General features: G+C 72.6%; 18 protein-coding genes, 1 tRNA gene and 1 pseudogene. 8 read left to right on the top strand and 12 right to left on the bottom strand.

What is annotated here, in order from left to right:
* Positions 1-40 precede the first annotated feature (40 nt).
* Positions 41-475, bottom strand: a complete 435-nt coding sequence (locus tag JS756_RS18475) for a GNAT family N-acetyltransferase (RefSeq protein ID WP_240203948.1) — start codon at positions 473-475, stop codon at positions 41-43.
* Positions 476-717: 242 nt separating this feature from the next.
* Between JS756_RS18475 and JS756_RS18470 the strand changes: the two genes are divergently transcribed.
* Complete coding sequence (locus tag JS756_RS18470; protein ID WP_205384207.1) at positions 718-1,485, top strand: LuxR C-terminal-related transcriptional regulator; 768 nt, start codon at positions 718-720, stop codon at positions 1,483-1,485.
* On the opposite strand, the gene tamR is transcribed toward JS756_RS18470, so the two are convergent.
* Positions 1,444-1,941, bottom strand: coding sequence for a MarR family transcriptional regulator TamR (gene tamR, locus JS756_RS18465; protein WP_205384206.1), 498 nt, complete (start codon positions 1,939-1,941; stop codon positions 1,444-1,446). The genes JS756_RS18470 and tamR overlap by 42 nt on opposite strands.
* Before the next feature lie 107 nt (positions 1,942-2,048).
* Between tamR and JS756_RS18460 the strand changes: the two genes are divergently transcribed.
* Both JS756_RS18460 and JS756_RS18455 read left to right on the top strand, forming a co-directional pair.
* On the top strand, positions 2,049-2,861 hold the full coding sequence (locus JS756_RS18460) for a trans-aconitate 2-methyltransferase (protein WP_205384205.1): 813 nt from the start codon (positions 2,049-2,051) through the stop codon (positions 2,859-2,861).
* A pseudogene (locus JS756_RS18455) lies at positions 2,861-3,194 on the top strand (VOC family protein). Before JS756_RS18460 ends, JS756_RS18455 begins: the two are co-directional and overlap by 1 nt.
* A 37-nt stretch (positions 3,195-3,231) precedes the next feature.
* Here JS756_RS18455 and JS756_RS18450 read toward each other — a convergent pair.
* Together JS756_RS18450 and JS756_RS18445 are read right to left on the bottom strand one after the other, a co-directional pair.
* Positions 3,232-3,909: a TetR/AcrR family transcriptional regulator gene (locus tag JS756_RS18450; protein WP_205384204.1), complete on the bottom strand. Its 678-nt coding sequence runs from the start codon at positions 3,907-3,909 to the stop codon at positions 3,232-3,234.
* On the bottom strand, positions 3,906-4,913 hold the full coding sequence (locus tag JS756_RS18445; protein WP_205384203.1) for an acyl-CoA desaturase: 1,008 nt from the start codon (positions 4,911-4,913) through the stop codon (positions 3,906-3,908). The genes JS756_RS18450 and JS756_RS18445 overlap by 4 nt, the downstream gene beginning before the upstream one ends.
* A 288-nt stretch (positions 4,914-5,201) precedes the next feature.
* Here JS756_RS18445 and ppc point away from each other — a divergent pair, with 288 nt between their 5' ends.
* On the top strand, positions 5,202-7,943 hold the full coding sequence (gene ppc, locus JS756_RS18440; RefSeq protein ID WP_205384202.1) for a phosphoenolpyruvate carboxylase: 2,742 nt from the start codon (positions 5,202-5,204) through the stop codon (positions 7,941-7,943).
* Between the two features lie 367 nt (positions 7,944-8,310).
* Here the strand turns inward: ppc and JS756_RS18435 are convergent, their stop codons facing one another.
* The 6 genes from JS756_RS18435 to JS756_RS18410 all read right to left on the bottom strand — a co-directional run bounded on the left by JS756_RS18435 (position 8,311) and on the right by JS756_RS18410 (position 13,286).
* Positions 8,311-8,799, bottom strand: coding sequence for a hypothetical protein (locus tag JS756_RS18435; protein ID WP_205384201.1), 489 nt, complete (start codon positions 8,797-8,799; stop codon positions 8,311-8,313).
* Positions 8,800-8,908: 109 nt separating this feature from the next.
* The gene (gene pth / locus JS756_RS18430; RefSeq protein WP_205384200.1) at positions 8,909-9,511 is read right to left on the bottom strand and encodes an aminoacyl-tRNA hydrolase; all 603 of its coding nucleotides are present in this window, start codon (positions 9,509-9,511) and stop codon (positions 8,909-8,911) included.
* Between the two features lie 172 nt (positions 9,512-9,683).
* Complete coding sequence (locus JS756_RS18425; protein WP_205384199.1) at positions 9,684-10,280, bottom strand: 50S ribosomal protein L25/general stress protein Ctc; 597 nt, start codon at positions 10,278-10,280, stop codon at positions 9,684-9,686.
* A 246-nt stretch (positions 10,281-10,526) separates the two neighbouring features.
* Positions 10,527-11,507 carry a ribose-phosphate diphosphokinase gene (locus JS756_RS18420; protein WP_205384198.1) on the bottom strand — a complete coding sequence of 327 codons (981 nt, stop codon included), beginning with the start codon at positions 11,505-11,507 and terminating at the stop codon, positions 10,527-10,529.
* Between the two features lie 134 nt (positions 11,508-11,641).
* Entirely contained in the window at positions 11,642-13,087 is a 1,446-nt protein-coding gene (gene glmU / locus JS756_RS18415) for a bifunctional UDP-N-acetylglucosamine diphosphorylase/glucosamine-1-phosphate N-acetyltransferase GlmU (RefSeq protein WP_205384197.1), read from the bottom strand.
* A gap of 123 nt (positions 13,088-13,210) precedes the next feature.
* Positions 13,211-13,286: transfer RNA gene (locus tag JS756_RS18410), tRNA-Gln, on the bottom strand.
* A gap of 419 nt (positions 13,287-13,705) precedes the next feature.
* On the opposite strand from JS756_RS18410, the gene JS756_RS18405 reads away from it, so the two are divergent.
* Positions 13,706-15,061 (top strand): sensor histidine kinase, encoded by a 1,356-nt coding sequence (locus JS756_RS18405; RefSeq protein ID WP_205384196.1) that lies wholly within the window; start codon positions 13,706-13,708, stop codon positions 15,059-15,061.
* 277 nt (positions 15,062-15,338) lie between these two features.
* On the opposite strand, the gene JS756_RS18400 is transcribed toward JS756_RS18405, so the two are convergent.
* Both JS756_RS18400 and JS756_RS18395 read right to left on the bottom strand, forming a co-directional pair.
* Entirely contained in the window at positions 15,339-15,833 is a 495-nt protein-coding gene (locus tag JS756_RS18400) for an SUKH-3 domain-containing protein (protein WP_205384195.1), read from the bottom strand.
* Between the two features lie 407 nt (positions 15,834-16,240).
* Complete coding sequence (locus JS756_RS18395; RefSeq protein WP_438817327.1) at positions 16,241-16,840, bottom strand: YwqJ-related putative deaminase; 600 nt, start codon at positions 16,838-16,840, stop codon at positions 16,241-16,243.
* Positions 16,841-17,134: 294 nt separating this feature from the next.
* Between JS756_RS18395 and JS756_RS18390 the strand changes: the two genes are divergently transcribed.
* The 3 genes from JS756_RS18390 (at position 17,135) to JS756_RS18380 (ending at position 22,207) form a co-directional block, all read left to right on the top strand.
* On the top strand, positions 17,135-18,175 hold the full coding sequence (locus JS756_RS18390; RefSeq protein ID WP_205384193.1) for an SMI1/KNR4 family protein: 1,041 nt from the start codon (positions 17,135-17,137) through the stop codon (positions 18,173-18,175).
* A gap of 7 nt (positions 18,176-18,182) precedes the next feature.
* Complete coding sequence (locus JS756_RS18385; RefSeq protein WP_205384192.1) at positions 18,183-21,131, top strand: SUKH-4 family immunity protein; 2,949 nt, start codon at positions 18,183-18,185, stop codon at positions 21,129-21,131.
* 191 nt (positions 21,132-21,322) lie between these two features.
* On the top strand, positions 21,323-22,207 hold the full coding sequence (locus tag JS756_RS18380) for a cellulose-binding protein (RefSeq protein ID WP_205384191.1): 885 nt from the start codon (positions 21,323-21,325) through the stop codon (positions 22,205-22,207).
* The last annotated feature ends 170 nt before the right edge of the window (positions 22,208-22,377 follow it).

Here is a 22,377-nt window from a genome sequence, read left to right as displayed (position 1 = left end):
CGGGCCCGCGCGCCCCGAGGCTCCCGGCCGTCCCGACGTGTCAGGTCAGCCGCTTCGCCAGCGTGTACTCCGTGATCCCCGGCGGGTAGTCCGGGATCACACCCACCACCTCGTAGCCCTGCTTCCGGTAGAAGTCCGGTGCCTGGAAGTCCCAGGTCTCCAGGCGCGCGTTCCGGCAGCCGTGTTCCTCGCGGGCGAGCCGTTCGGCCGCCGCCAGCAGTCGCGAGCCCAGTCCCTCCCCCCGATGCCGCTCGTCCACCCACAGGTACGTCACGTGCAGCCACGTCGCCCAGGTGTGGCCGACGAGGCCGGCCGCCAGGGTGTCGGTGTCGTCGAGCGCCCAGAGGTGCAGGGGGCGGTCGCGTTCGGCGCGCAGGGCGCGCAGGACCGGGGAGGCCGCCGTGTTCGTGTCCCGGAGGCGCGCGTGGAGCAGATCGCGCCGCTCCTTGCTCACTTCTGCCTCAATGCGAAACATGCGGCACACCATAAACGTGCCCGGCGGTCAGTTCTGCAAATAGCCTTCCGCAGGACGGTGGCAGCCCTAATCTGTGAGCAGCACCGGTGGGGGCCGGTGCTGATCAGGGGGCGAGACAGTCGGGTACGGCGCTCGAAGTGGGGGTAGCGATTCCGGTGCGGCGGCGGCCGTCCGGATGTGCGACCCTCCGGGCGTCGTACCCGCGCCGGTCGGCGTTCTCCCGGACCAGTGGGGGGTAGTCAGTGGTTCGTATCCGAGTCCTGGTCGTCGACGACCACCGCATCTTCGCCGAGTCGCTCGCCGCCGCTCTGGCGGCCGAGCCCGACGTCGACGTCTCCGCGGCCGGCAGCGGCCCGGCGGCGTTGCGCTGCCTGGAGCGGGCGGCCGCCGAGGGGCGCCGCTACGACGTGGCGCTCGTCGACGCCGACCTGGGCGGCAACGTGCCCGCGGGCCGGCCCGCGGTGCCGGTGCAGGAGGGCAACGAGGACGGTCTCGTCGACGGCATCTCGCTGGTGGCCGGGGTGCGCAGTGCCCAGCCGGCCGTCCGGACCGTCGTGCTCGCCGAGAAGGACGATCCGCGCCGGGCGGCGCTGGCCCTGCAGGCCGGAGCCTGCGGATGGGTCGCCAAGGACTGCTCGCTGTCGCGGCTCCTGGCCGTCGTCCGGGGTGTGCTGCGCGACGAGACGCATCTGCCGCCCGCGCTGCTCACCGGGGTCCTCAGGGAGCTGACCGCGGCCCGCAGACACCGCACGGAGAGTGAGCGGCTGGTCCAGTCGCTGACCCCGCGGGAGCGGGAGGTGCTGCGGTGCATGGTCGCCGGGCTGGGGCGCAAAGCCGTCGCCGAACGGCTCTACCTGTCCCCGCACACGGTCCGCACCCACATGCAGAACGTGCTGGGCAAGCTCGGCGTGCACTCCACGCTCGCCGCGGTCGCCCTCGCCCGCCGGGCCGGCGTCGGACCCGCCGACCTAGCCGGGGATGTTGTCGAACGGGGCGGTCAGCTGGCGTAGCAGCGCCGCCAGCTCGCCGCGCTGCGCGCGGGAGAGCTCGGCGAGGATCGCCCGCTCCTGGTCGAGGAGCCCGGCCAGCGCCTGGTCGGCGCGGTCGCGGCCCTCGTCCGTGAGGCGGACCAGCACGCCGCGCCGGTCGCTGGGGTCCGGTAGCCGTTCCACCAGGCCCTTCTTGGCCAGGCGGTCGATGCGGTTGGTCATCGTCCCGGACGTGACCAGCGTCTGCGTCAGCAGCTGGCCGGGGGAGAGCTGGTACGGGGATCCCGCGCGCCGGAGCGCGGTCAGCACGTCGAACTCCCAGGGCTCCAGCTGGTGCTCGGAGAAGGCCAGACGGCGTGCCCGGTCCAGGTGCCGGGCCAGCCTGCTCACCCGGCTGAGCACCTCGAGCGGTTCCACGTCGAGGTCCGGGCGCTCCCGGCGCCACGCTGCGACCAGCCGATCGACCTCGTCCTCCATGGCGATCAGTGTAGTGGTTGTGTCGACGTGAAGTCTCTTGACGTCAAGATATCTGCGAGGCAGGCTGGTGGTCAGAGCCGCCCCTCGTCTCCGAAGGAGGCCCACCCGTGCCTGCTGCCACGTGGGACCCCGCCCAGTACCTCCGCCACGCCGGACACCGCGCGCGCCCCTTCGCCGATCTCCTGGCCCGCGTTCCGGAACTCCCCGGAAAGCCGCCCCGCATCGCCGACCTCGGGTGCGGACCCGGCAATGTCACCGCCACCCTCGCCGACCGCTGGCCCGACGCCCACATCACCGGCTACGACAACTCGCCCGCGATGCTCGACCGCGCCGTCACCGAGCACGAGGGGCCCGTCCCGGGCGGCGGACGCCTCGACTTCGCCCCCGCCGACGCCCGCGACTGGGTCCCCGCCGAGCCGTACGACCTGATCATCAGCAACGCCACCCTGCAGTGGGTGGACGGGCACCTGAACCGGTTCGCCGACTGGATCGACGCCCTCGCCCCCGGCGGCACCTTCGCCTTCCAGGTCCCCGACAACATCGACGCCCCCCTGCACGTCCTGATGCGCGAACTCGGCCGCGACCCGCGCTGGCGCGACCGCGTCGGCGACGTGCTGCGCCACGAGGACTCCGTGCACGCCCCCGGCACCTACCTCGACACCCTCGCCCGGCTCGGCTGCGAGACGGACGTGTGGCAGACGACGTACGCGCACGTCCTGCCCGGCGAGGACCCCGTCCTCGACTGGGTCGAGGGCTCCGGCCTGCGCCCGGTCCTGACCGTCCTCGCCGACGACCCCGCCTCCCGCGACGCCTTCGTCGCCGAGTACCGCGACCTGCTGCGCCGGGCCTACCCGAGCGCCCCGTACGGCACCGTCCTGCCGTTCCGCAGACTGTTCGCCGTCGCCCGGAAGGCCGCGTGATGATCACCGCCGTCGACCATGTGCAGCTCGCGGCGCCGCCGGGCAGCGAAGAACGGCTGCGGGCTTTCTACGCCGGCGTCCTCGGCATGACGGAGATCCCCAAGCCCGCCGCGCTCGCCGCTCGCGGCGGCTGCTGGTTCCGGGCCGGCGGGGTGCAGTTGCACCTGGGCGGCGAGGAAGGCCCACCCGGGGCTGCGGGTGGCGGACATCGACGCGTGCGCCGACCGGCTCGCCGCCCACAAGGCCCCCGTCACCTGGGACGACGCTCTGCCGGACCGCCGTCGCTTCTACAGCGAGGACCCCGTCGGCAACCGGCTGGAGTTCACCGAATGAGCGGGGGCCTCCGATGCGCCGCACCGGAGGCCGCCCGTCAGTTCTTTCGGTGCCCGATCAGCCGCGGCCTCGGCTCCAGCCCGTCCAGGCCGTGCCAGGCCAGGTTCACCAGGTGCGCCGCCACCTCCGCCTTCTTCGGGCGGCGCACGTCCAGCCACCACTGGCCGGTCAGCGCCACCATGCCGACCAGCGCCTGCGCGTACAGAGGGGCCAGCTTCGGATCGAAGCCGCGGGACTTGAACTCCTTGCCGAGGATGTCCTCCACCTGCGTGGCGATGTCGGAGATCAGTGAGGCGAACGAGCCCGTCGACTGCGGGATCGGCGAGTCCCGGACCAGGATGCGGAACCCGTCGGTGGACTCCTCGATGTAGTCCAGGAGCGCGAAGGCCGCCTGTTCGAGGAGCTCGCGGGGATGACCGGCGGTCAGGGAGCCCGTCACCATGTCCAGCAGGCGCCGCATCTCGCGGTCCACCACCACCGCGTACAAGCCCTCCTTGCCGCCGAAGTGCTCGTACACCACCGGCTTGGAGACCCCGGCCTTCGCCGCGATCTCCTCCACCGACGTGCCCTCGAAGCCCTTGGCCGCGAACAGGGTGCGACCGATCTCCAGCAGCTGCTGGCGGCGCTCGGCACCGGTCATCCGGGTGCGACGCGCACGCCGCGGCTTGTCGTTGCTGGAGGTGCTGCTGGAGTCGGTCGCCACGGCGTCAATCATGCCGCCTCGGCCGTCACCTTCCCGCGCCGGGAGCCGTCCCGGTCGTCGTTGCGGCGCGAATCGATACGTGAGCGTGACGGCCAGCGCACGTCGTACGCCCAGCCCAGCTGCTCGAACCAGCGGATGAACCGCGCCGACGAGTCCAGCTGGCCGCGGTCCACTCCGTGCCGCGCCGACGTCGGGTCGGCGTGGTGCAGGTTGTGCCAGGACTCGCCGCACGACAGCACGGCCAGCCACCACACGTTCCCCGAACGGTCCCGCGACTTGAACGGGCGCTTGCCGACCGCATGGCAGATCGAGTTGATCGACCAGGTCACGTGGTGCAGCAACGCCACCCGGACGAGTGAACCCCAGAAGAACGCCGTGAACGCGCCCCACCACGACATCGTCACCAGCCCGCCGACCAGCGGCGGCAGCGCCAGTGACAGCACCGTCCACAGCACGAACTGCCGGGACACCGCCCGCAGCGCAGGGTCCTTGATCAGGTCCGGTGCGTACTTCTCCTGCGGAGTCTGCTCCTCGTCGAACATCCAGCCGACGTGCGCCCACCACAGGCCCTTCAGCAGCGCCGGAACGGTCTCCCCGTACCGCCACGGCGAGTGCGGGTCGCCCTCCGCGTCGGAGAACTTGTGGTGCCTGCGATGGTCCGCGACCCAGCGGACCAGCGGACCTTCGACCGCCATCGAGCCGGCGATCGCCAGCGCGATCTTCAGCGGGCGCTTGGCCTTGAAGGAACCATGGGTGAAATGACGGTGGAAGCCGATGGTGATGCCGTGGCAGCCGAGGAAGTAGAAGAACACCAGCAGCCCGATGTCCAGCCAGCTCACCCCCCAGCCCCAGGCCAGCGGCACCGCCGCGATCAGCGCCAGGAACGGGACGGTGATGAAGAGCAGAAGGGTGATCTGTTCGATCGAGCGCTTCTGCTCGCCGCCCAACGTGGCGGACGGCATCGGCTCGGCGTCCGCCTTCGGGGCGTCTTCGATCACGTCGGAGCTTGCGGTCATGGGCGTCCCCTGTGGGGTCGAGGGTCGAGGGAGCTGCCGTCCGGCCGGAATCGCGGACACGTTCCTACGCCTCCGTAACCTACGGCGTCGTAAGTATGGCAGCGCATCACCCGGCGGCAAGAGCCCGAGAGTCTGCGCGTCCCGACCGGCACCTATCCTTGAGTCGGTCGGACAGCGCGGTCCGCTGTGAATTCTTCCCGGATGTCCGGCCCGTATGCGGCAGCCGCCGCCCGAGCCGACCTCCGGGTTCCCTCCAGACGAGCTTCAACACTGCAAGGAGCCGCACCTGTGAGCAGTGCCGACGACCAGAACGTGTCCACGGCGACCACCAACGCCGAGCTGCGCGCCGACATCCGCCGACTGGGTGACCTTCTCGGGGAGACCCTCGTCCGGCAGGAGGGGCCCGAGCTCCTGGACCTGGTGGAGAAGGTCCGCCGCCTCACCCGCGAGGACGGCGACGCCGCCGCCGAGCTGCTGCGCGGCACCGAACTGCAGACCGCGGCCCAGCTGGTCCGCGCCTTCTCGACGTACTTCCACCTCGCCAACGTCACCGAGCAGGTCCACCGCGGACGGGAGCTGCGCGCCCGGCGCGCCGCAGAGGGCGGCCTGCTCTCCCGCACCGCCGACCGACTCAAGGACGCGGACCCCGAACACCTGCGCCAGACGGTCGAGCACCTCAACGTGCGCCCGGTCTTCACCGCGCATCCCACCGAGGCCGCGCGCCGGTCGGTCCTCAACAAGCTCCGGCGCATCGCCGCGCTCCTGGAAGAGCCGGTCATCGACTCCGACCGTCGCCGCCACGACACCCGGCTGGCCGAGAACATCGACCTCGTCTGGCAGACCGACGAGCTGCGCGTCGTACGCCCCGAACCCGCCGACGAGGCCCGCAACGCCATCTACTACCTCGACGAACTCCACGCCGGCGCCGTCGGCGACGTCCTGGAGGACCTCACCGCCGAGCTGGAGCGCGTCGGCGTCACGCTCCCCGACGACACCCGCCCCGTCACCTTCGGTACCTGGATCGGCGGCGACCGCGACGGCAACCCGAACGTGACCCCCCAGGTCACCTGGGACGTCCTCATCCTCCAGCACGAACACGGCATCAACGACGCCCTGGAGATGATCGACGAACTCCGCGGCTTCCTGTCGAACTCCATCCGCTACGCCGGCGCCACGCCCGAACTGCTGGAATCGCTCCAGGCCGATCTCGAAGGCCTGCCCGAGATCAGCCCCCGCTACAAGCGCCTCAACGCCGAGGAGCCCTACCGGCTGAAGGCCACCTGCATCCGGCAGAAGCTGGAGAACACCAAGCAGCGCCTCGCCAAGGGCACCCCGCACGAGCCGGGCCGCGACTACCTCGGCACCGGCGAGCTGCTGGCGGACCTCACCCTCGTCCAGACCTCGCTGCGCGAGCACCGCGGAGGCCTCTTCGCCGACGGCCGCCTCAACCGCATCATCCGCACCCTCGCCGCGTTCGGCCTCCAGCTGGCCACCATGGACGTCCGCGAACACGCCGACGCCCACCACCACGCCCTCGGCCAGCTCTTCGACCGCCTCGGCGAGGAGTCCTGGCGGTACGCCGACATGCCCCGCGAGTACCGCACCAAGCTGCTCGCCAAGGAACTCCGGTCCAGAAGGCCCCTCGCCCCCACCCCGGCCCCGGTCGACGCCGCCGGGGAGAAGACCCTCGGCGTCTTCCAGACGGTCAAGCGGGCCCTGGAGGTCTTCGGACCCGAGGTCATCGAGTCGTACATCATCTCCATGTGTCAGGGCGCCGACGACGTCTTCGCCGCCGCCGTCCTCGCCCGCGAGGCGGGGCTGCTCGACCTGCACGCCGGCTGGGCGAAGATCGGCATCGTGCCGCTGCTGGAGACCACCGACGAGCTCAAGGCAGCCGACACCATCCTCGAGGAGATGCTCTCCGACCCGTCCTACCGGCGCCTGGTCGCGCTGCGGGGCGACGTGCAGGAGGTCATGCTCGGCTACTCCGACTCCTCCAAGTTCGGCGGCATCACCACCTCGCAGTGGGAGATCCACCGCGCCCAGCGCCGGCTGCGCGACGTCGCCCACCGCTACGGCGTCCGGCTGCGCCTCTTCCACGGCCGCGGCGGCACCGTCGGCCGAGGCGGCGGCCCCTCGCACGACGCGATCCTCGCCCAGCCCTGGGGCACCCTGGAGGGCGAGATCAAGGTCACCGAGCAGGGCGAGGTCATCTCCGACAAGTACCTCATCCCGTCCCTGGCCCGGGAGAACCTGGAGCTGACGGTGGCCGCGACCCTGCAGGCCTCCGCCCTGCACACCGCGCCCCGCCAGTCCGGCGAGGCCCTCGCCCGCTGGGACGCCGCCATGGACGTGGTCAGCGACGCCGCCCACGCCGCCTACCGCCGCCTGGTCGAGGACCCCGACCTGCCCGCCTACTTCTTCGCCTCCACCCCCGTCGACCAGCTCGCCGAGCTGCATCTGGGGTCCAGGCCCTCGCGCCGTCCCGACTCCGGCGCCGGCCTCGACGGCCTGCGTGCCATCCCGTGGGTGTTCGGCTGGACCCAGTCCCGGCAGATCGTCCCGGGCTGGTTCGGCGTCGGCTCCGGTCTGAAGGCACTGCGCGAGGCCGGACTGGACACCGTCCTGGAAGAGATGCACGAGCAGTGGCACTTCTTCCGCAACTTCATCTCCAACGTCGAGATGACCCTGGCCAAGACCGACCTGCGCATCGCCCAGCACTACGTCGACACCCTCGTGCCGGACGAGCTCAAGCACGTCTTCGACACCATCAGGGCCGAGCACGAGCTCACCGTCCAGGAGGTGCTGCGCGTCACCGGCGAGGCCGATCTCCTCGACCACCAGCCCGTGCTGAAGCAGACCTTCTCCATCCGCGACGCCTACCTGGACCCGATCTCCTACCTCCAGGTCACGCTGCTGAAGCGCCAGCGCGACGCCGCCGCGGCCCAGGAGGAGGCCGACCCGCTGCTGTCGCGGGCCCTGCTGCTCACCGTGAACGGCGTGGCGGCCGGCCTGCGCAACACCGGCTGACGCCGGCGGGCGGGACGCGGACGCGGATACGGCGGTGCCCCCGGGAACGCACCCAAGGGCACCGCCGTATCGCCGTCTGCGGGGGTGCGCGTACGGCCGAATCGCCCGGCCGTACGGCCGCCGGGTCGTCCGGTTGTTCGGCCGCCGCCGCGTGGCGCCCCGCCGGGGGTGTGGCTCTCGTCGCCGCACCGGCGTCGGGAACGCCCGTGCGTCGGCCCTGCCGTGTCGGCCGCACGCGTCGACGACGCCCGTGCCTGTCCGTTCCGCCCGAAGCCGCCCCGTGGCCGCGCGGTCACGCGCGGGCACGGGGCTCCGGAGCTGCGGGCGCGGCACGGCGCGGCAGTCCGGTGAGCGCGGGAGGACGTGGTCACACCGCCGCGAAGGCCGCCGTCAGCAGAGCCGCCCCCGCCCCCGCCAGCACCCACGCCGCGCGCGTGCGCCGCAGACCGCCCGCGACCACGACCGCCGCCAGCAGCAGCGCACCGCCCAGCGGCACCCACGCGTAGAGCACGCCCGCCGGACCCGACCGCACCACCTCGTCGGTGCCCGGCTTCAGCACCACCGTGTAGGTCTCGCCCCGCCGCACGGCGACCGTCCGCTCGATCACCACCGAAGGTCGTGCCCGCGGCCCGGGTGACCGCGGCGTGAAGGGACCCGTGCAGGTGTGCTCCCCGCACCGCGCCACCTCGACCGTGCCCTGCTCCCGCCCCCTGGTCAGCATCACGTGCTGGGCCGTGCCCCACGACGCCCAGACACCCGCGACCAGGATCAGCGCCGCGAGTGCGCCCGTCGCCGCGGTCCGCCCGAAGCGCAGCGCGGCGACGGAGGCCCGAGAGGAGGTGACGGCAGACAACATGGCCGAGATCTTTGGCCATGACCTTGCACCCGGTCAACTCATGCGGGGCAAAGTCGACCGCCGCGTCGGCACCGGACCCTCACCGCACCCCTCCCTCGCGGCGCTCGTCTCACGTGTTGTACGTGCTCTGCGCCCGCTCCAGTCCCTCGATCACCAGGCACTCCACCGCGTCCGCGGCCCGGTCCACGAAGTAGTCCAGCTCCTTGCGCTCCGTCGCGGAGAAGTCCTTCAGCACGAAGTCCGCCACCTGCATGCGGCCCGGCGGACGCCCGATCCCGAACCGCACCCGGTGGTACTCCGCGCCCATCGCCTTCGTCATCGACTTCAGGCCGTTGTGGCCGTTGTCCCCGCCGCCCAGCTTCAGCCGCAGCGTGCCGTAGTCGATGTCCAGTTCGTCATGCACCGCCACCACATGCGCCGCGGGCACCTTGTAGAAGTCGCGCAGTGCGTTCACCGGCCCGCCCGACAGGTTCATGTACGACATCGGCTTCGCCAGCACCACTCGCCGGTTCGCCGGCCCCGGCGGGCCGATCCGGCCTTCCAGCACCTGCGCCTGCGCCCGGCTCGCCCGCTTGAACCGGCCGCCGATCCGCTCCGCCAGCAGGTCCGCCACCATGAACCCGACGTTGTGCCGGTTCCCGGCGTATTCCGGCCCGGGATTGCCGAGCCCCACGATCAGCCAGGGGGCACTGGCATCGGTCGTCACGTGCATGTCTCCTTGATACGCGATCGCCGCACGCGTCGGTACGCGCCGAGAGGCGCAGAGACGCGCTGATGCGCGCCGGGAGCCTCCGGCGCGGCGCTGTGAGCCGAGGGGGACGCCGATACGCGTCAGCCGCTGCCCCCGTGGGGAACAGCGGCTGACCGACGACGAACCGCGAGGATCAGGCCTCGGCGACCCCTTCGCCCTCGCCCTCGGCGCCCTCGGCGGCCTCCTCGGCCTGCGCCTGCAGGACCTGCAGGACCACCGCGTCCTCGTCCACGGCCAGGGACACGCCGCTGGGCAGCTTGACGTCCTTGGCGTGCACCGAGGCACCGGCCGCCAGGCCCTCGACGGAGATCGTCACGTGCTGAGGGATGTGCGTGGCCTCGGCCTCGACCGGAAGCGCGGTCAGCACGTGCTCGAGCAGGTTGCCGCCCGGAGCCAGCTCGCCCTCGGTCTGCACCGGGATCTCGACCGTGACCTTCTCGCCGCGCTTGACCAGCAGCAGGTCGACGTGCTCCAGGAAGCCCTTCAGCGGGTCGCGCTGCGTAGCCTTCGGGATGGCCAGCTCGGAGGCCTTGCCGTCGATGTCCAGGGAGATCAGGACGTTCGGCGTGCGCAGCGCCAGCAGCAGCTCGTGACCCGGAAGCGCCAGGTGCACCGGCTCCGTGCCGTGGCCGTACAGCACACCGGGAACCTTGTTCTCGCGGCGGATACGGCGCGCGGCGCCCTTGCCGAACTCGGTGCGCGTCTCGGCGCTGAGCTTCACCTCGGACATGATGATCACTCCTCGTAGGAAGCGGAAACGGACGTGGTCACCCGGCCACGAACGGCCTGCTACGAAGAGCGCGTCGATAACGGAGCGCCGGTCCCGAACGGAACACGGCCTCCCTCGCCGAGCAACTGCAGCAGTCTACTCGTACGGGGAGGCCGCACCCAAAAGGATCACCGCGGGCCGTGGAGGCCCGCCGAGCATCACGGCGGAAGCACGTGCAGAACCCTTACTGCACGCGCTCCGTGCCGATCACTGCTCGTCGAACAGGCTCGTCACCGAGCCGTCCTCGAACACCTCACGCACCGCCGACGCGATCGTCGGAGCGATCGACAGCACCGTGATCTTGTCCAGCTCGCGGTTCAGCTCGCTCGGCGTCGGCAGCGTGTTCGTGAACACGAACTCGCTCACCCGCGAGTTCTTCAGCCGGTCCGCCGCCGGACCCGACAGCACGCCGTGCGTCGCCGTCACGATGACGTCCTCCGCGCCGTGCGCGAACAGCGCGTCCGCGGCCGCACAGATCGTCCCGCCCGTGTCGATCATGTCGTCGACCAGGACGCACACCCGGCCCCGCACCTCGCCCACGACCTCGTGGACCGTCACCTGGTTCGCCACGTCCTTGTCGCGCCGCTTGTGCACGATGGCCAGCGGCGCACCCAGACGGTCGCACCAGCGATCCGCCACCCGCACCCGGCCCGCGTCCGGCGACACGACCGTCAGCTTCTCCCGGTCGACCTTCCGGCCCACGTAGTCGGCCAGCAGCGGCAGCGCGAACAGGTGGTCCACCGGGCCGTCGAAGAAGCCCTGGATCTGGTCCGTGTGCAGATCGACCGTCAGGATCCGGTCCGCACCCGCCGTCTTCATCAGATCCGCGATCAGACGCGCCGAGATCGGTTCACGCCCGCGGTGCTTCTTGTCCTGCCGCGCGTAACCGTAGAACGGCACGATCACCGTGATGGAACGGGCCGACGCGCGCTTCAGCGCGTCGATCATGATCAGCTGCTCCATGATCCACTTGTTGATCGGAGCCGTGTGGCTCTGGATCAGGAAGCAGTCGGCACCACGTGCCGACTCCTGGTACCGGACGTAGATCTCACCGTTGGCGAAGTCGAAGGCCTTCGTCGGGACGACCCCGACACCCAGCTGGTGGGCGACCTCCTCGGCAAGCTCGGGGTGGGCGCGGCCGGAGAAGAACATCATCTTCTTCTCGCCGGTCGTCTTGATCCCGGTCACAGCACTGTCTCCTCAGAGGTGTCGCAGCTGGGTGTCGAGCAGACCTCGCCACTGGGCGTGAGAGGTCGTCTCAGCTGGTGGGGTGCGGGTGTGCAGTTATCACGGTACGCCGACTTCGACGTGCCGGTTTCCGGTCAGTCCTCGCCGCCGCTCTCGTGGGAGGCCGCCTCGGCCGCCTTCGCGGCCGGGCTGCCGGGACGCTTGCGCGCCACCCAGCCCTCGATATTCCGTTGCTGACCACGGGCCACGGCCAGCGAACCGGGCGGCACGTCCTTGGTGATCACGGAGCCGGCAGCCGTGTAGGCGCCGTCCCCGATCGTGACAGGAGCCACAAACATGTTGTCCGAACCCGTCTTGCAGTGCGACCCGACGGTCGTGTGGTGCTTCTTCTCGCCGTCGTAGTTCACGAACACGCTGGCGGCCCCGATGTTCGAGTACTCACCGATCGTCGCATCGCCCACGTAGGACAGGTGCGGCACCTTCGTGCCCTCACCGATCCGGGCGTTCTTCGTCTCCACGTACGTACCGATCTTCGACTGCGTCCCCAGCCGCGTGCCCGGACGCAGATACGCGTACGGTCCCACCGCGGCCCGCGGACCCACCTCGGCGCCGTCCGCGACCGTGTTGTCGACCCGCGCCCCGGCCCCGACCCGCGTGTCCTTCAGGCGGGTGTTCGGGCCCACCTCGGCACCCTCCGCCAGATGCGTGACACCGGTCAGCTGAGTACCCGGATGGATGACGGCGTCCTGCTCGAAGGTGACGGTGACGTCGACCCACGTGGTCGCCGGGTCCACCACCGTCACACCGGACAGCATGGCGGCCGTCAGCAGCCGCTCGTTCAGAACGCGACGCGCGTCGGCCAGCTGCACCCGGTTGTTGATCCCGGCGATCTCCCGGTGGTCGCCCGCGACCGAGGCGCCGACGCGGTGGCCGGCCTCGCGCAGGATCCCGAGGACGTCCGTGAGGTACTCCTCGCCCTGGCTGTTGTCCGTGCGCACCTGCTTCAGCGCGTCCGCGAGCAACTGCCCGTCGAACGCGAACACACCCGAGTTGATCTCCCGGATCTCCCGCTGGACCTCGGTCGCGTCCTTGTGCTCCACGATCGCGGTCACGGCGCCCGTGTCGTCGCGCACGATGCGGCCGTAGCCGGTCGCGTCCGGCACCTCCGCCGTGAGCACGGTCACGGCGTTGCCGTCGTCGTGATGGGCGGCCGCGAGCCGGGCGAGGGTCGCACCGGTGAGCAGGGGCGTGTCACCGCAGACGACCACGACCGTCCCGTCCACGCCCCCGCCGAGCTGCTCCAGCCCCATGCGGACGGCGTGCCCGGTGCCGTTCTGCTCCGCCTGCACGGCCGTCCTGACGCCCGGCGCGGTCTCCGCCAGGTGCGCGGTGACCTTCTCGCGTGCGTGCCCGACCACGACGACCAGGTTCTCGGGGTCCAACTCACGGGCTGCGGCCAGCACGTGACCGACGAGACTGCGACCGCAGATCTCGTGCAGGACCTTCGGTGTGGCCGACTTCATACGGGTGCCCTCACCCGCTGCGAGTACGACGACGGCTGCCGGGCGAATGGCGCTCACGGGGTTGCCCTTCGGCTGTTGGTGGGGTGGGGGTGGACAACCGCAGGATACCGGGGCGTTTCCCGGGGTACATGGGAGCGGGCCCCGATCTGTCTGGGTCAGGGCCCGGAGTGAGGTCTGGTGTGGCTCCCCCGCAAGGATTCGAACCTTGTCCTGCTGGTACCAAAAACCAGTGTGCTGCCAGTTACACCACGGGGGACGGCGCTTCAGACCTTACCGGAGACGCCCTTGCACCCGAGCCGCGATTGCGGTCCACCGGCCCTCGCCGCGACGGTACACGCCGGCGCCCGGCAGAACCGGGCCGACAGGACGGCCGCGACGCACGTCCCCCAGGTTCTCGCGGACCGTCCTCGGGGCGCACTGGTCGAGGGCCGTCCGCCGGAGACCGGTCGCCTGGACGCCGCCGACCGGGTCGCGTCATGGTGTTCGGCGCCCGCCACGTCCGCCGTCCCGTGGATCACGGCCCGGTGGCCGCAACCGATGGCGAGCCCCGCCCGATCGCTTCGGCAGTTCGACGGATACCGGTGGGTTTCGGCCCGGCTCGGTCACCGGGCGTGGACCGCGGCGGTACCGGAAACTCGCCGGAAAAGCCGTGGCCGCCGCCCGTAGGCTGGAGGCATGACCACGACGGGGGATGACCACGCGGCGGGCCGGACCGGGCCCTTCGGGCCGTGGTGGTGGCCGCGGCGGCGCAGTGCGGTGCTGGACGTCGGCCTGGCGCTGGTGTCGGCGGCGGAGTGCGCGGTGGAGGGCATCCCGTTCGCGCGGGACGCGGGGATTCCGGCCGCGGCGGGTGTCGTGTTCGGTGTGCTGGCCGGGTCGGTGCTGCTGGTGCGCCGGCAGTGGCCGATCGCGGTGGTGCTCGTATCGATCGCGATCACGCCGGCCCAGATGGGCTTCCTGATGGGCATCGTGGGCCTGTACACACTGGCGGCGTCGGAGCTGCCGCGGCGGATCATCGGCGCACTCGCGGGGATGTCCCTGGTGGGGACGTTGATCGTGACGCTGGTGCGGGTACGGCAGGACATGGCGCACGGGGACGTGGCGATCGGCGACTGGTTCGTGCCGTTCGCCTCCATCACGACGTCCCTGGGAGTGACCGCGCCTCCGGTGCTGCTGGGTCTGTACGTGGGCGCGCGGCGGCGGTTGATGGAGAGCCTCCGCGAGCGGGCGGACAGCCTGGAGCGGGAGCTTCAGCTGCTCGCCGAGCGGGCGGAGGAGCGGGCCGAGTGGGCCCGCAACGAGGAGCGCACGCGGATCGCACGGGAGATGCACGACGTCGTTGCGCACCGGGTGAGCCTGATGGTGGTGCACGCGGCGGCGTTGCAGGCGGTCGCGCGGAAGGACCCGGAGAAGGCCGTCAGGAACGCGGCGTTGGTGGGGGACATGGGGCGGCAGGCGCTGACCGAGTTGCGGGAGATGCTCGGGGTGCTGCGCAGCGGCGAGGACGTGGTCGGCCGGCGGGCGACGGTGTCGGTGCCGCTCGCCGCGGTGGGTGCGGCCGCGGCCGCGGCCGCGGCGGCTTCGCGGGTGGCGGAGGAGCCCGCGGACGGGTTCGCGGAGGGTCTTGCGGAGGGGCCTCGGCTGGCGGAGCTGGCGGAGTTGGTGGGGCAGTCGGCGGCTGCGGGGATGGTCGTGGATCTGTCCGTGGAGGGGGAGGCGCGCTCGTACGCGCCTCAGCTGGAGCAGACGGCGTACCGGGTCGTGCAGGAGGCGCTGACGAACGTCCACAAGCATGCGGCGGGGGCGAAGGCGTACGTGCGGCTCGCGCATCGGGTCTCGGAGATCGCGATGCAGGTGGAGAACGAGCCGCCGCCGGAGGTGGGGTCGGCGTCGTCGGCCGGGCTGCCGTCGGGGGGCAACGGCCTGGTGGGGATGAAGGAGCGGGTGGTCGCTCTGGGCGGGGTGTTCGTGTCCGGGCCGACGGACGCCGGGGGGTTCCGGGTGTCGGCGGTGATTCCGGCGTCGGTCTAGGCGGGCCCGGCTGCGTGGATGCCGGCGGACGGGCGGGTGCCGGCGGGCCGGGGCCGGCGGGACGGGTGGTTGCCTCGTGCGAGGTGCCGTTGTCCGGTGCGCGTGTCCGGCGGTGCCGTTTGCCGGCGTCACGGGGCGCCGATGTCCCGTGGGTTCGGCTTCCCGGGGTGTCCGCCGCGCCCCGGGGGGGCGGCGTCCCTGGGTTTCCGCGCTTCTGGGTTTCGGCGTCCTGGGTTTCGGTGTTCTGTGGTGGTCGGCGTGCGGTGGGACGGGTGGGTCATCCTGCGGTGAGGCGTACCGGTTCCAGGCCCGAGACGAGCGTGGCGAGGGCCTGGTCGATGTCGGGGCCGAGGTACCAGTCGCCGGTGTGGTCGAGGACGTAGACGCGGCCTTCGCTGTCGATGGCGAGGAGGGCTTCGGTGCCGGTCTCGGTGCCCAGGGGGCTCACCTCGGTGTCGAGGGCACGGCCGAGGTCGCCGAGGGTGCGGGCCATGTGCAGGCCGCGCAGGGGGTCGAGGTGGAGGGCGGCGGGGGCGATCTGGCGGCCGGGGCCGACGGGGGAGATGCTCAGGCCACCGAACTCGGCCCAGGCCTCGACCGCGGCGGGGAAGACCGCGTGGCGGTGGCCTGCGGAGGAGGTGTGTTCGCGGAGGGCGTCGGCCCAGATCTCGGCCTGTTTGATGTCCCAGCGTCCGGGTTGCCAGCCGGCGGCGCGCAGGGCGGCGTCGACGGGAACGGAGAAACGGGTGGTGGAGGTGCGGTCGGTGTGCATCTGCCCTGGCTCGTCGGTTCTTCTGTTGTGGTGCGCCGCCGATGGTGCGGCGCCGTTGGTGAGTCGATGCTCGTCTGTCGGTGTCGGTGTCGGTGTCGGTGTCGGTGTTCGTGGGGCGGTGCTCTGCGCCGGTGTTCGTGGGGCGGTGGACTGTGTGTCGGTGAGTCTGTGTCAGTGAGTGTGCATCGGTCCGTGCGTGTCGGTGACGGCGCTCCCGCGGCGTGTCGCCGGTCGGATCGGGGCGGGGCTGTGGCGGGGCCGGGTGGCGGGGCCGGATCGGTCGGTGCCGGCCCGATCGGGTGACTGCGGCCGTAGGGGACGGTGCGGGCCGGATCGGGTGACGCCGGTGGGGCGGGCCCGGTGTCGGGCTCGTTCGGGTGGCGGCCATCGGGTGAGGCGCTCCGTGGTCAGTCGGCGGGTGTCGCCGGGTCGACGATGCGGACGCCGAAGTGGGCGCTGAGGGCGGTGCAGGCGCGGCAGGGGTGGGAGAAGCCGCCGTGGAGGGGGTCGCCGTCCTCGCGGATGTGACGGGCGGTCAGTTTGGCCTGTTTGAGGGCTCTGCGTGCCTCGCCGTTGGTCATGGGTTTGCGGGCGGCGCGCTTGCTGCGGGCTGTGTCGGCGGTGGCGATGTGCCGGGAGATGAGGACGGTCTCGGCGCAGCGGCCGGTGAAACGGTCCCGTTGGCCGCTGGTGAGGGTGTCGAGGAAGTCCTGGACGAGGGGGTGCAGGGCGGGAGGCGTCTCGCCGCGGGCAGCCGTGGCGGTGAGGGTGGTCCCGCGTACCGAGAGTGCGGCGGCCACGGTGGGCAGGATTCCGTCGCGGCGGTGACGGAGCGTGGGGGCGTGCGGGGCCTCGGCGGAGCTCCAGCCGACGCGGGGATCCCCGGAGCCGGGGCGGGGGGCGCCGGTCGCGGTGCGCGGGTCGCCGGAAGCGGTGTGGGAGCCGGCGGGCGCGCTGGAGTGCGGCGCTTCGTGTGCGCTTGTTCGTGTGGCGTTCATGATCGTCATCCCCTCCCGAGCATCCCCCGGTCGCCCCAGAGTGCCAAATGGCGTGGTGTGTGCGGAAGCTGGGGCCGGGCGACACGCCAGTGGCCGGCCGGATTGTCACGGTGAGTGACGTCCGGTGACGAAAGCGGAGGCCCGGTGACCGGGGTCGGCGCACCGCATAGGCTGTCGGCACCGCGATGGGCGCGGTCAACGCGTGGAGACCGTTGGAGACAGTCGGATACGGGGCGTGGCGAGCCGGAACCGGAAGGTCCGGTGGCTGTCGGCTCGTACAGAGTGCCGCAGGGGGCAACCGCCATGACGACAGGTCGGCTCGGGCAGCAAGCCGCGCCGCCGAACGCGGCCTACGCCGGGCAGGTCGTGCACTTCCCGGATCCCGTCCGGGCCGCCCGTCACCCCAGAGGGGTACGGGTGGACGAGCGCGGCTACCCCGACTTCTCGCCCTACGCACGCGCGGCGGTGGAGATCGCGGAGCCTCCGGAGGGCTTCGGCGTGGACGAGCTGAGGCTGACGGACTACGTGTCGGCCAACGCGGCGCAGGCGGCGAGCGGCCACGCGCTGTGGGACACCGTGCCCAACGTGGCGACGCCGCACGGCTGGACGTGGCACCACGCGGTGCACTCGCGGCGGCTGGAACTGGTTCCGGTCGAGGTGAAGGCGTTGCTGCGGCACCACGGTGGTGTGGCGACGGCGTCGGTGGACCAGACCAAGCGGGGCACGCGGCCGTTGCAGGAGACACGCCCGGCGCATGTCCGGCTGCCGAAGTCGGGTGTGGCGGTGACGGAGCAGCAGGTGCTGGGGGTCGAGGAGGACCTGGGCTACCGGTTGCCGGGGGCGTACCGGTCGTTCCTGAAGGCGGCGGGCGGTTGCGCGCCGGTGGGGGCGGCGCTGGACGCCGAGTTGGGACTGCTGGTCGACCAGCCGTTCTTCACGGTGCGGGACGAGGCCGCGGTCAACGACCTGGTGTACGTCAACAAGTGTCTGCGTGACCATCTGACCAAGGACTACCTGGGTGTCGGGTTCGTGCAGGGCGGGTTGCTGGCCGTGAAGGTGAAGGGCGACCGGGTCGGTTCGGTGTGGTTCTGCGCGTACGACGACGCGCGGGACGTGGATCCGGCGTGGACGCCGGCGGAGCGTGCGGAGCGGCTGCTGCTGCCGTGCGGAGACGACTTCGACGACTTCCTGTCCCGGCTGGCCGGGAATCCGCCGGAGTTGGAGACGGTGGCGAATCTGATGGTGGACGGCGGGTTCGCGCGTCCGGTACCCGTTTCTTCCGTGGGGGATTCTGCGGGCTCGCCCGCGGGTTCCTCCGCGGGTTCTTCCGTGGTCGGGGAGTGAGCTGGCGATGGTGACGTTCGCGCAGGCGCAGGAGCGCGCGGAGGAGTGGGTCAACGGGGACGTTCCCGCGTATCAGCACCGTGAGGTGCGGGTGCGGGAGTTCGAGCTCGGGTTCGTCGTGTGGGCCGAGGACCGTGCGGACGGCCCGCGTTCGGACGGGGGCGCGCAGCGTCTGGTGATCGCCCGGGACAGCGGCGAGGCCACGCTGTGGCCGGCGCTGCCGGTGGGGGAGGTGATCCGCCGGTACGAGGAGGAGTACGGGCGGGCCGACGAGCCCCAGGACGCGGTACCGGCCCCTGCGGCACGGGTCGATCTGAACCAGACGTCGTTCCTGCTGAGTCCGCCGGAGTGGTTGCAGGAAGCGGCGGACAAGCTGGGGATCCAGGACCGGCGGAGCGGTGAGCGCGACGGGTCCGCCGCTGCGGCTGCCGCGGCCGGGGCGGCCGAGGCCGGCTCCGGGACCGGGGCGGCCGGCGGTGGCGGTGTTCCCGGTGCCGGCGGCGCGCAGTCCGGTGCTGCCGGTGGTCCTGCGGGTGCGGGTGCGGGTGCGGCTGTGGGCGCGGGGTCGGGGGCTCTTGCCCCGACGCAGGCCGGTCCCGGCGTCCCGGTTCCGGGTGGGCCCCAAGCGGTGCCCGTGCCGGAGGGGGCCACGCCGTGGACGGGCACGGACACCAACGCCGACCCGGGTGACGACCGTTCCGTTCCGCTTCCGGCGACTGTGTTCGCGCCCCAGTTGAGCGGGGACGCGGACGAGGACCTGCCACCGGTGACCGCACCGGAGGCCAAGACGGCGCTGATGGCGGGCGGGAGCCGGCTTCCGCGGACGGCGGTGGCGCCCGCGCTCGACGAGTCGGGTGCGCCGGTGGTGCAGGGCATGAGCGGGGCGCATGGCGGTGCTGGTGCGCCGGGGGATGCGCAAGCGGCGCGGGCCGAGGGCGCGTCGGCGGTGCCGGGCGCCCCCGCGGTGACGCCCACGCCGAGCAGCACGCCGCCTCCGCCTCCGGGTGCGCCCGCGTACGGCCATCCCCAGGGCCCCGGCACCCCGGGCGCGCCCCCCGCGGGTGCCCCCGCGCCGGGTGCGCCGTCCTACGGCTACCCGGCGGGCGGCACGCCGCCGCCTCCGGGCGCTCCCTCGTACGGCTATCCGCAGGGTCCCGGCGCTCCCGGGGTCCCGGCGACTCCACCTCCGGGCGCTCCCCAGAGCGCTCCGGTGCCTGGTGCGCCGCAGCCCCCGGGCGATCCGGGACGGCCGCTCGCGCCGAACGCCGGTGACATCGCCGACGCCGCCACCAGCAAGGCCGCGCCGCCTCCGCGCCGCGGCAGGGGCGCCACGCCTCCGCCTCCGCCGGGTGCCCCGGGCATGCCGGGCGGAGGGCAGGGGGACGCCGTGCCTCCGCCGCCGGGTGCGCCCGGCGCGGCGGGTGCTTACGTGCCGACGCAGATGGTGTCGGCGCTGGGGCCGGACGGAGCCGAGGGCGTGCAACAGGGGCCGAGCGCCCCGGGCGCGCCGAACGCCCCGGGCGCACCTCAGCCGCCGGGCGCCCCGGGAGTTCCCGGTGCGCCGGGCGGTACACCTCCCGGCGGAGTGCACCACGCTGCCACGATGCTGGCCGACCCGAACCAGCTCGGAGCCACAGGACAGGCGGGCGCACCGAAGTCGCCGGGCGCCCCGGGCGTGTCCCACGCGCCGGGCGCTCCTGCCGCCCCGGGCGCCCAGGGGATGCCGGGCCCGTCGGCCGCGCCGGGTGGTTCCGCGGGGGGCGCGCGTGGGGCCGTTCACCACGCGGAGACCGTGCTGGCCGCGCCCCCGGTGGGCGGCCCAGGTGCGCCTCCACCGCCCCCGGCACCCGGCGCGCCGCAGTCGGCGCCGCCGGGCGCGGTGCCCCCGCCTCCGGGGCAGCCGGTGCCTGGACAGCCGGTGCCCGGACAGCCGATGCCGGGCCGACCGGCGGCATACGGCTACCCGCAGCAGCCACCCGGACAGCCGACCGTCGGTCCCGGCTACCAGGCGGTGCTGCGCTACCGCGCGCCGGACGGTTCCGAACAGCAGCTGATCCGGCGATCGGCGCCGGGTACGCCGCACCCGGAGTGGCAGATCTTCCACGAGCTGCGCGCCATGAACGTGCCGCCGGACCAGGTGCTGGAGCTGCACACCGAGCTGGAGTCGTGCGAGCTGCCGGGCGCGTACTGCGCGCGGATGATCCGGGAGCAGTGGCCGCAGGCGCGGATCACGAGCATCGCGCCGTACGGCACGGACCACGCGAGCCGGCAGCAGGGCATGCAGCAGCTGCTGGCGCACCAGGGCGAGTTGCACCAGGTGGCGGACGGTCCCGCACGCATGGCGCCGGTGCGGGCGCCGCTGCCTCCGGTGCAGCCGTCGCCCCCGGTGCCGCCGGAGGGGATCGCACAGGAACTGGGTGCGGCGTTCGGGCCGGGCGTGTTCCACTTCGAGCAGGCGGCGGTGTCCCGGCAGGGCGTGCCGCCGATCGTGGCGCACACGCTGGTGGTGGCCGGACTGCCGGTGGACATGGGTCCCTTCTTCTGGGCGCAGGCCCAGCCGGGGCGGCCGGTGCCGACACTGGCGGAGCTGGCGGCCGAACGCGGGGTTCAGCCTGCCTCGGACGCGGGCTCGTACCTTGTCATGGGCAGCGACTTCGGCAAGGCGCTCTGTGTGCAGTACGGCACGGCGAACATCGTCGCGGTGCCCGTGGAGGCGGGGCCGGGGGGTGTGCCCGTGCCGCCGCAGTTCGTGAACTCGGGACTGCCCGAGTTCCAGCGCTGCCTTGCGCTGCTCGGCCGCATGTGGCGGCTGCGGTTCGGGCTCAACCAGGAGCAGGCCGGTCGCTGGACGGTCGACTTCCAGGCCCAGTTGGCCTCGCTGGATCCGGCGGCGCTGGGTTCGCCGGAGAGCTGGTGGTCGGTTCTGCTGGAGCAGATGTGGGACGGGCTGCTGTGACGCGCCTGCCGCGCTGAGGCCGAGGCGAAGAGGGCCGTCTCCCGGTCATGGGACCGGGGGGCGGCCCTCTTGGTGCGCCGCGTGCCGTGACCTTCCGGCGGAGTGTCGCGTTATGAGCACCTATGTCTGATCCATCAAGATGTGCGCGAAATCATCATTTTTGCGCCGGTTCGGTGGAGAGGGGTTCCAGGATGAGCAGTACACCGGTCTCACCCCATGGCTTCGTGGCCGTACGGGGGCGTGGCTATCGGCCCGGACAGGTTGACGCCTATGTCGATGCCCTCTGCCGGGACCGTGATGCCACCTGGGAGCGCGCCGCGCGTCTCACCGTGCTCGCGAGGGACATGGAGGCGCAGGCGGAGGGGTTGCGTGAGACGGTGGCGTCCCTTGTGCCACAGACGTACGAAGCGCTCGGGGAGCGCGCGCGGCGCGTGTTCGAACTCGCGGAGGAGGAGGCGGCGGCCGTCCGGGAGCAGGCGCGCCGTGATGCGCGCGAGCAGGTCGTGCAGGCCGAGACGCGTGCTCTCGGCGTGCGCCGGGCGGCGCGGGAAGAGGCGGACGCGCTCCGCGCGGCTGCCGAGGAACACGCCCGCGGCCGACTCCAGGCGGCGCGTGCCGAGGCCGATGGCATCCGTGTCGCCGCCCGGCGAGAGGTGAAGGCCGGCCGGAGCGAGTCGCTGGCGGCGCTGCGTGAGACGCGGCAGCGCACTGGCGGCATGCTCGCCGACCTGGCGAGGGAGCATGCCGCGCGGTCGACCGAGGCGGAGCGGGCGGACGCCGAACGGACGGCGGAACTCGAGTCCCGCCACGCGCGGCGTGTGACGTGCGCCGAAGAGGCGCTGTCCGAGGCGGAGTCCGCGCTCGCCGAGGCGAAGGAGTCCGCGCGCCGCCGTCAGGAGGAGGCGCGGGCGCGCGCGGCGGAGCTACTGGCGCAGGCACGCCTGGGGGAGGACCGCATCGCGCGCGATACGGAGCGCCTGCTGCGCGAGCACGGGGAGTTGTGGGACGACGTGCAGGCGCACATGGACCGCCTGCGCTCCAGCCTGAGCGCGCTCACGGCGCGCACGGCCGAGTAGCGCGCGCTCCACGCGCCGTGTTCCATGCCCCGGTCGCTCCGGCTCCCGGCCCACCACGCGGCGCTCGGAGGGGTGCCGCGCGCCGGGCGCTCACGCGTCCCGCGCGCACGACCTCTCCGCTCGTCCCGGCGCCTCCCCGCGCCGGCACACGCCTCGGCCGTTCCGGTGCC

Origin of the sequence: Streptomyces actuosus (assembly GCF_016921115.1) — a bacterium.
Taxonomy (GTDB): domain Bacteria; phylum Actinomycetota; class Actinomycetes; order Streptomycetales; family Streptomycetaceae; genus Streptomyces; species Streptomyces actuosus_A.
The sequence above is the reverse complement of the archived record's forward strand: the minus strand, read 5'-3'. Positions and strand labels throughout refer to the sequence as shown.

Bases quoted from the DNA above. Each gene is read 5' to 3' on its own strand.
- JS756_RS18475 (WP_240203948.1), bottom strand. From the start codon at position 475: ATGTTTCGCATTGAGGCAGAAGTGAGCAAGGAGCGGCGCGATCTGCTC.
- tamR (WP_205384206.1), bottom strand. From the start codon at position 1,941: ATGGAGGACGAGGTCGATCGGCTGGTCGCAGCGTGGCGCCGGGAGCGC.
- JS756_RS18450 (WP_205384204.1), bottom strand. From the start codon at position 3,909: ATGATTGACGCCGTGGCGACCGACTCCAGCAGCACCTCCAGCAACGAC.
- JS756_RS18445 (WP_205384203.1), bottom strand. From the start codon at position 4,913: ATGACCGCAAGCTCCGACGTGATCGAAGACGCCCCGAAGGCGGACGCC.
- JS756_RS18435 (WP_205384201.1), bottom strand. From the start codon at position 8,799: ATGTTGTCTGCCGTCACCTCCTCTCGGGCCTCCGTCGCCGCGCTGCGC.
- pth (WP_205384200.1), bottom strand. From the start codon at position 9,511: ATGCACGTGACGACCGATGCCAGTGCCCCCTGGCTGATCGTGGGGCTC.
- JS756_RS18425 (WP_205384199.1), bottom strand. From the start codon at position 10,280: ATGTCCGAGGTGAAGCTCAGCGCCGAGACGCGCACCGAGTTCGGCAAG.
- JS756_RS18405 (WP_205384196.1), top strand. From the start codon at position 13,706: ATGACCACGACGGGGGATGACCACGCGGCGGGCCGGACCGGGCCCTTC.
- JS756_RS18400 (WP_205384195.1), bottom strand. From the start codon at position 15,833: ATGCACACCGACCGCACCTCCACCACCCGTTTCTCCGTTCCCGTCGAC.
- JS756_RS18395 (WP_438817327.1), bottom strand. From the start codon at position 16,840: ATGACGATCATGAACGCCACACGAACAAGCGCACACGAAGCGCCGCAC.
- JS756_RS18390 (WP_205384193.1), top strand. From the start codon at position 17,135: ATGACGACAGGTCGGCTCGGGCAGCAAGCCGCGCCGCCGAACGCGGCC.
- JS756_RS18385 (WP_205384192.1), top strand. From the start codon at position 18,183: ATGGTGACGTTCGCGCAGGCGCAGGAGCGCGCGGAGGAGTGGGTCAAC.
- JS756_RS18380 (WP_205384191.1), top strand. From the start codon at position 21,323: ATGAGCAGTACACCGGTCTCACCCCATGGCTTCGTGGCCGTACGGGGG.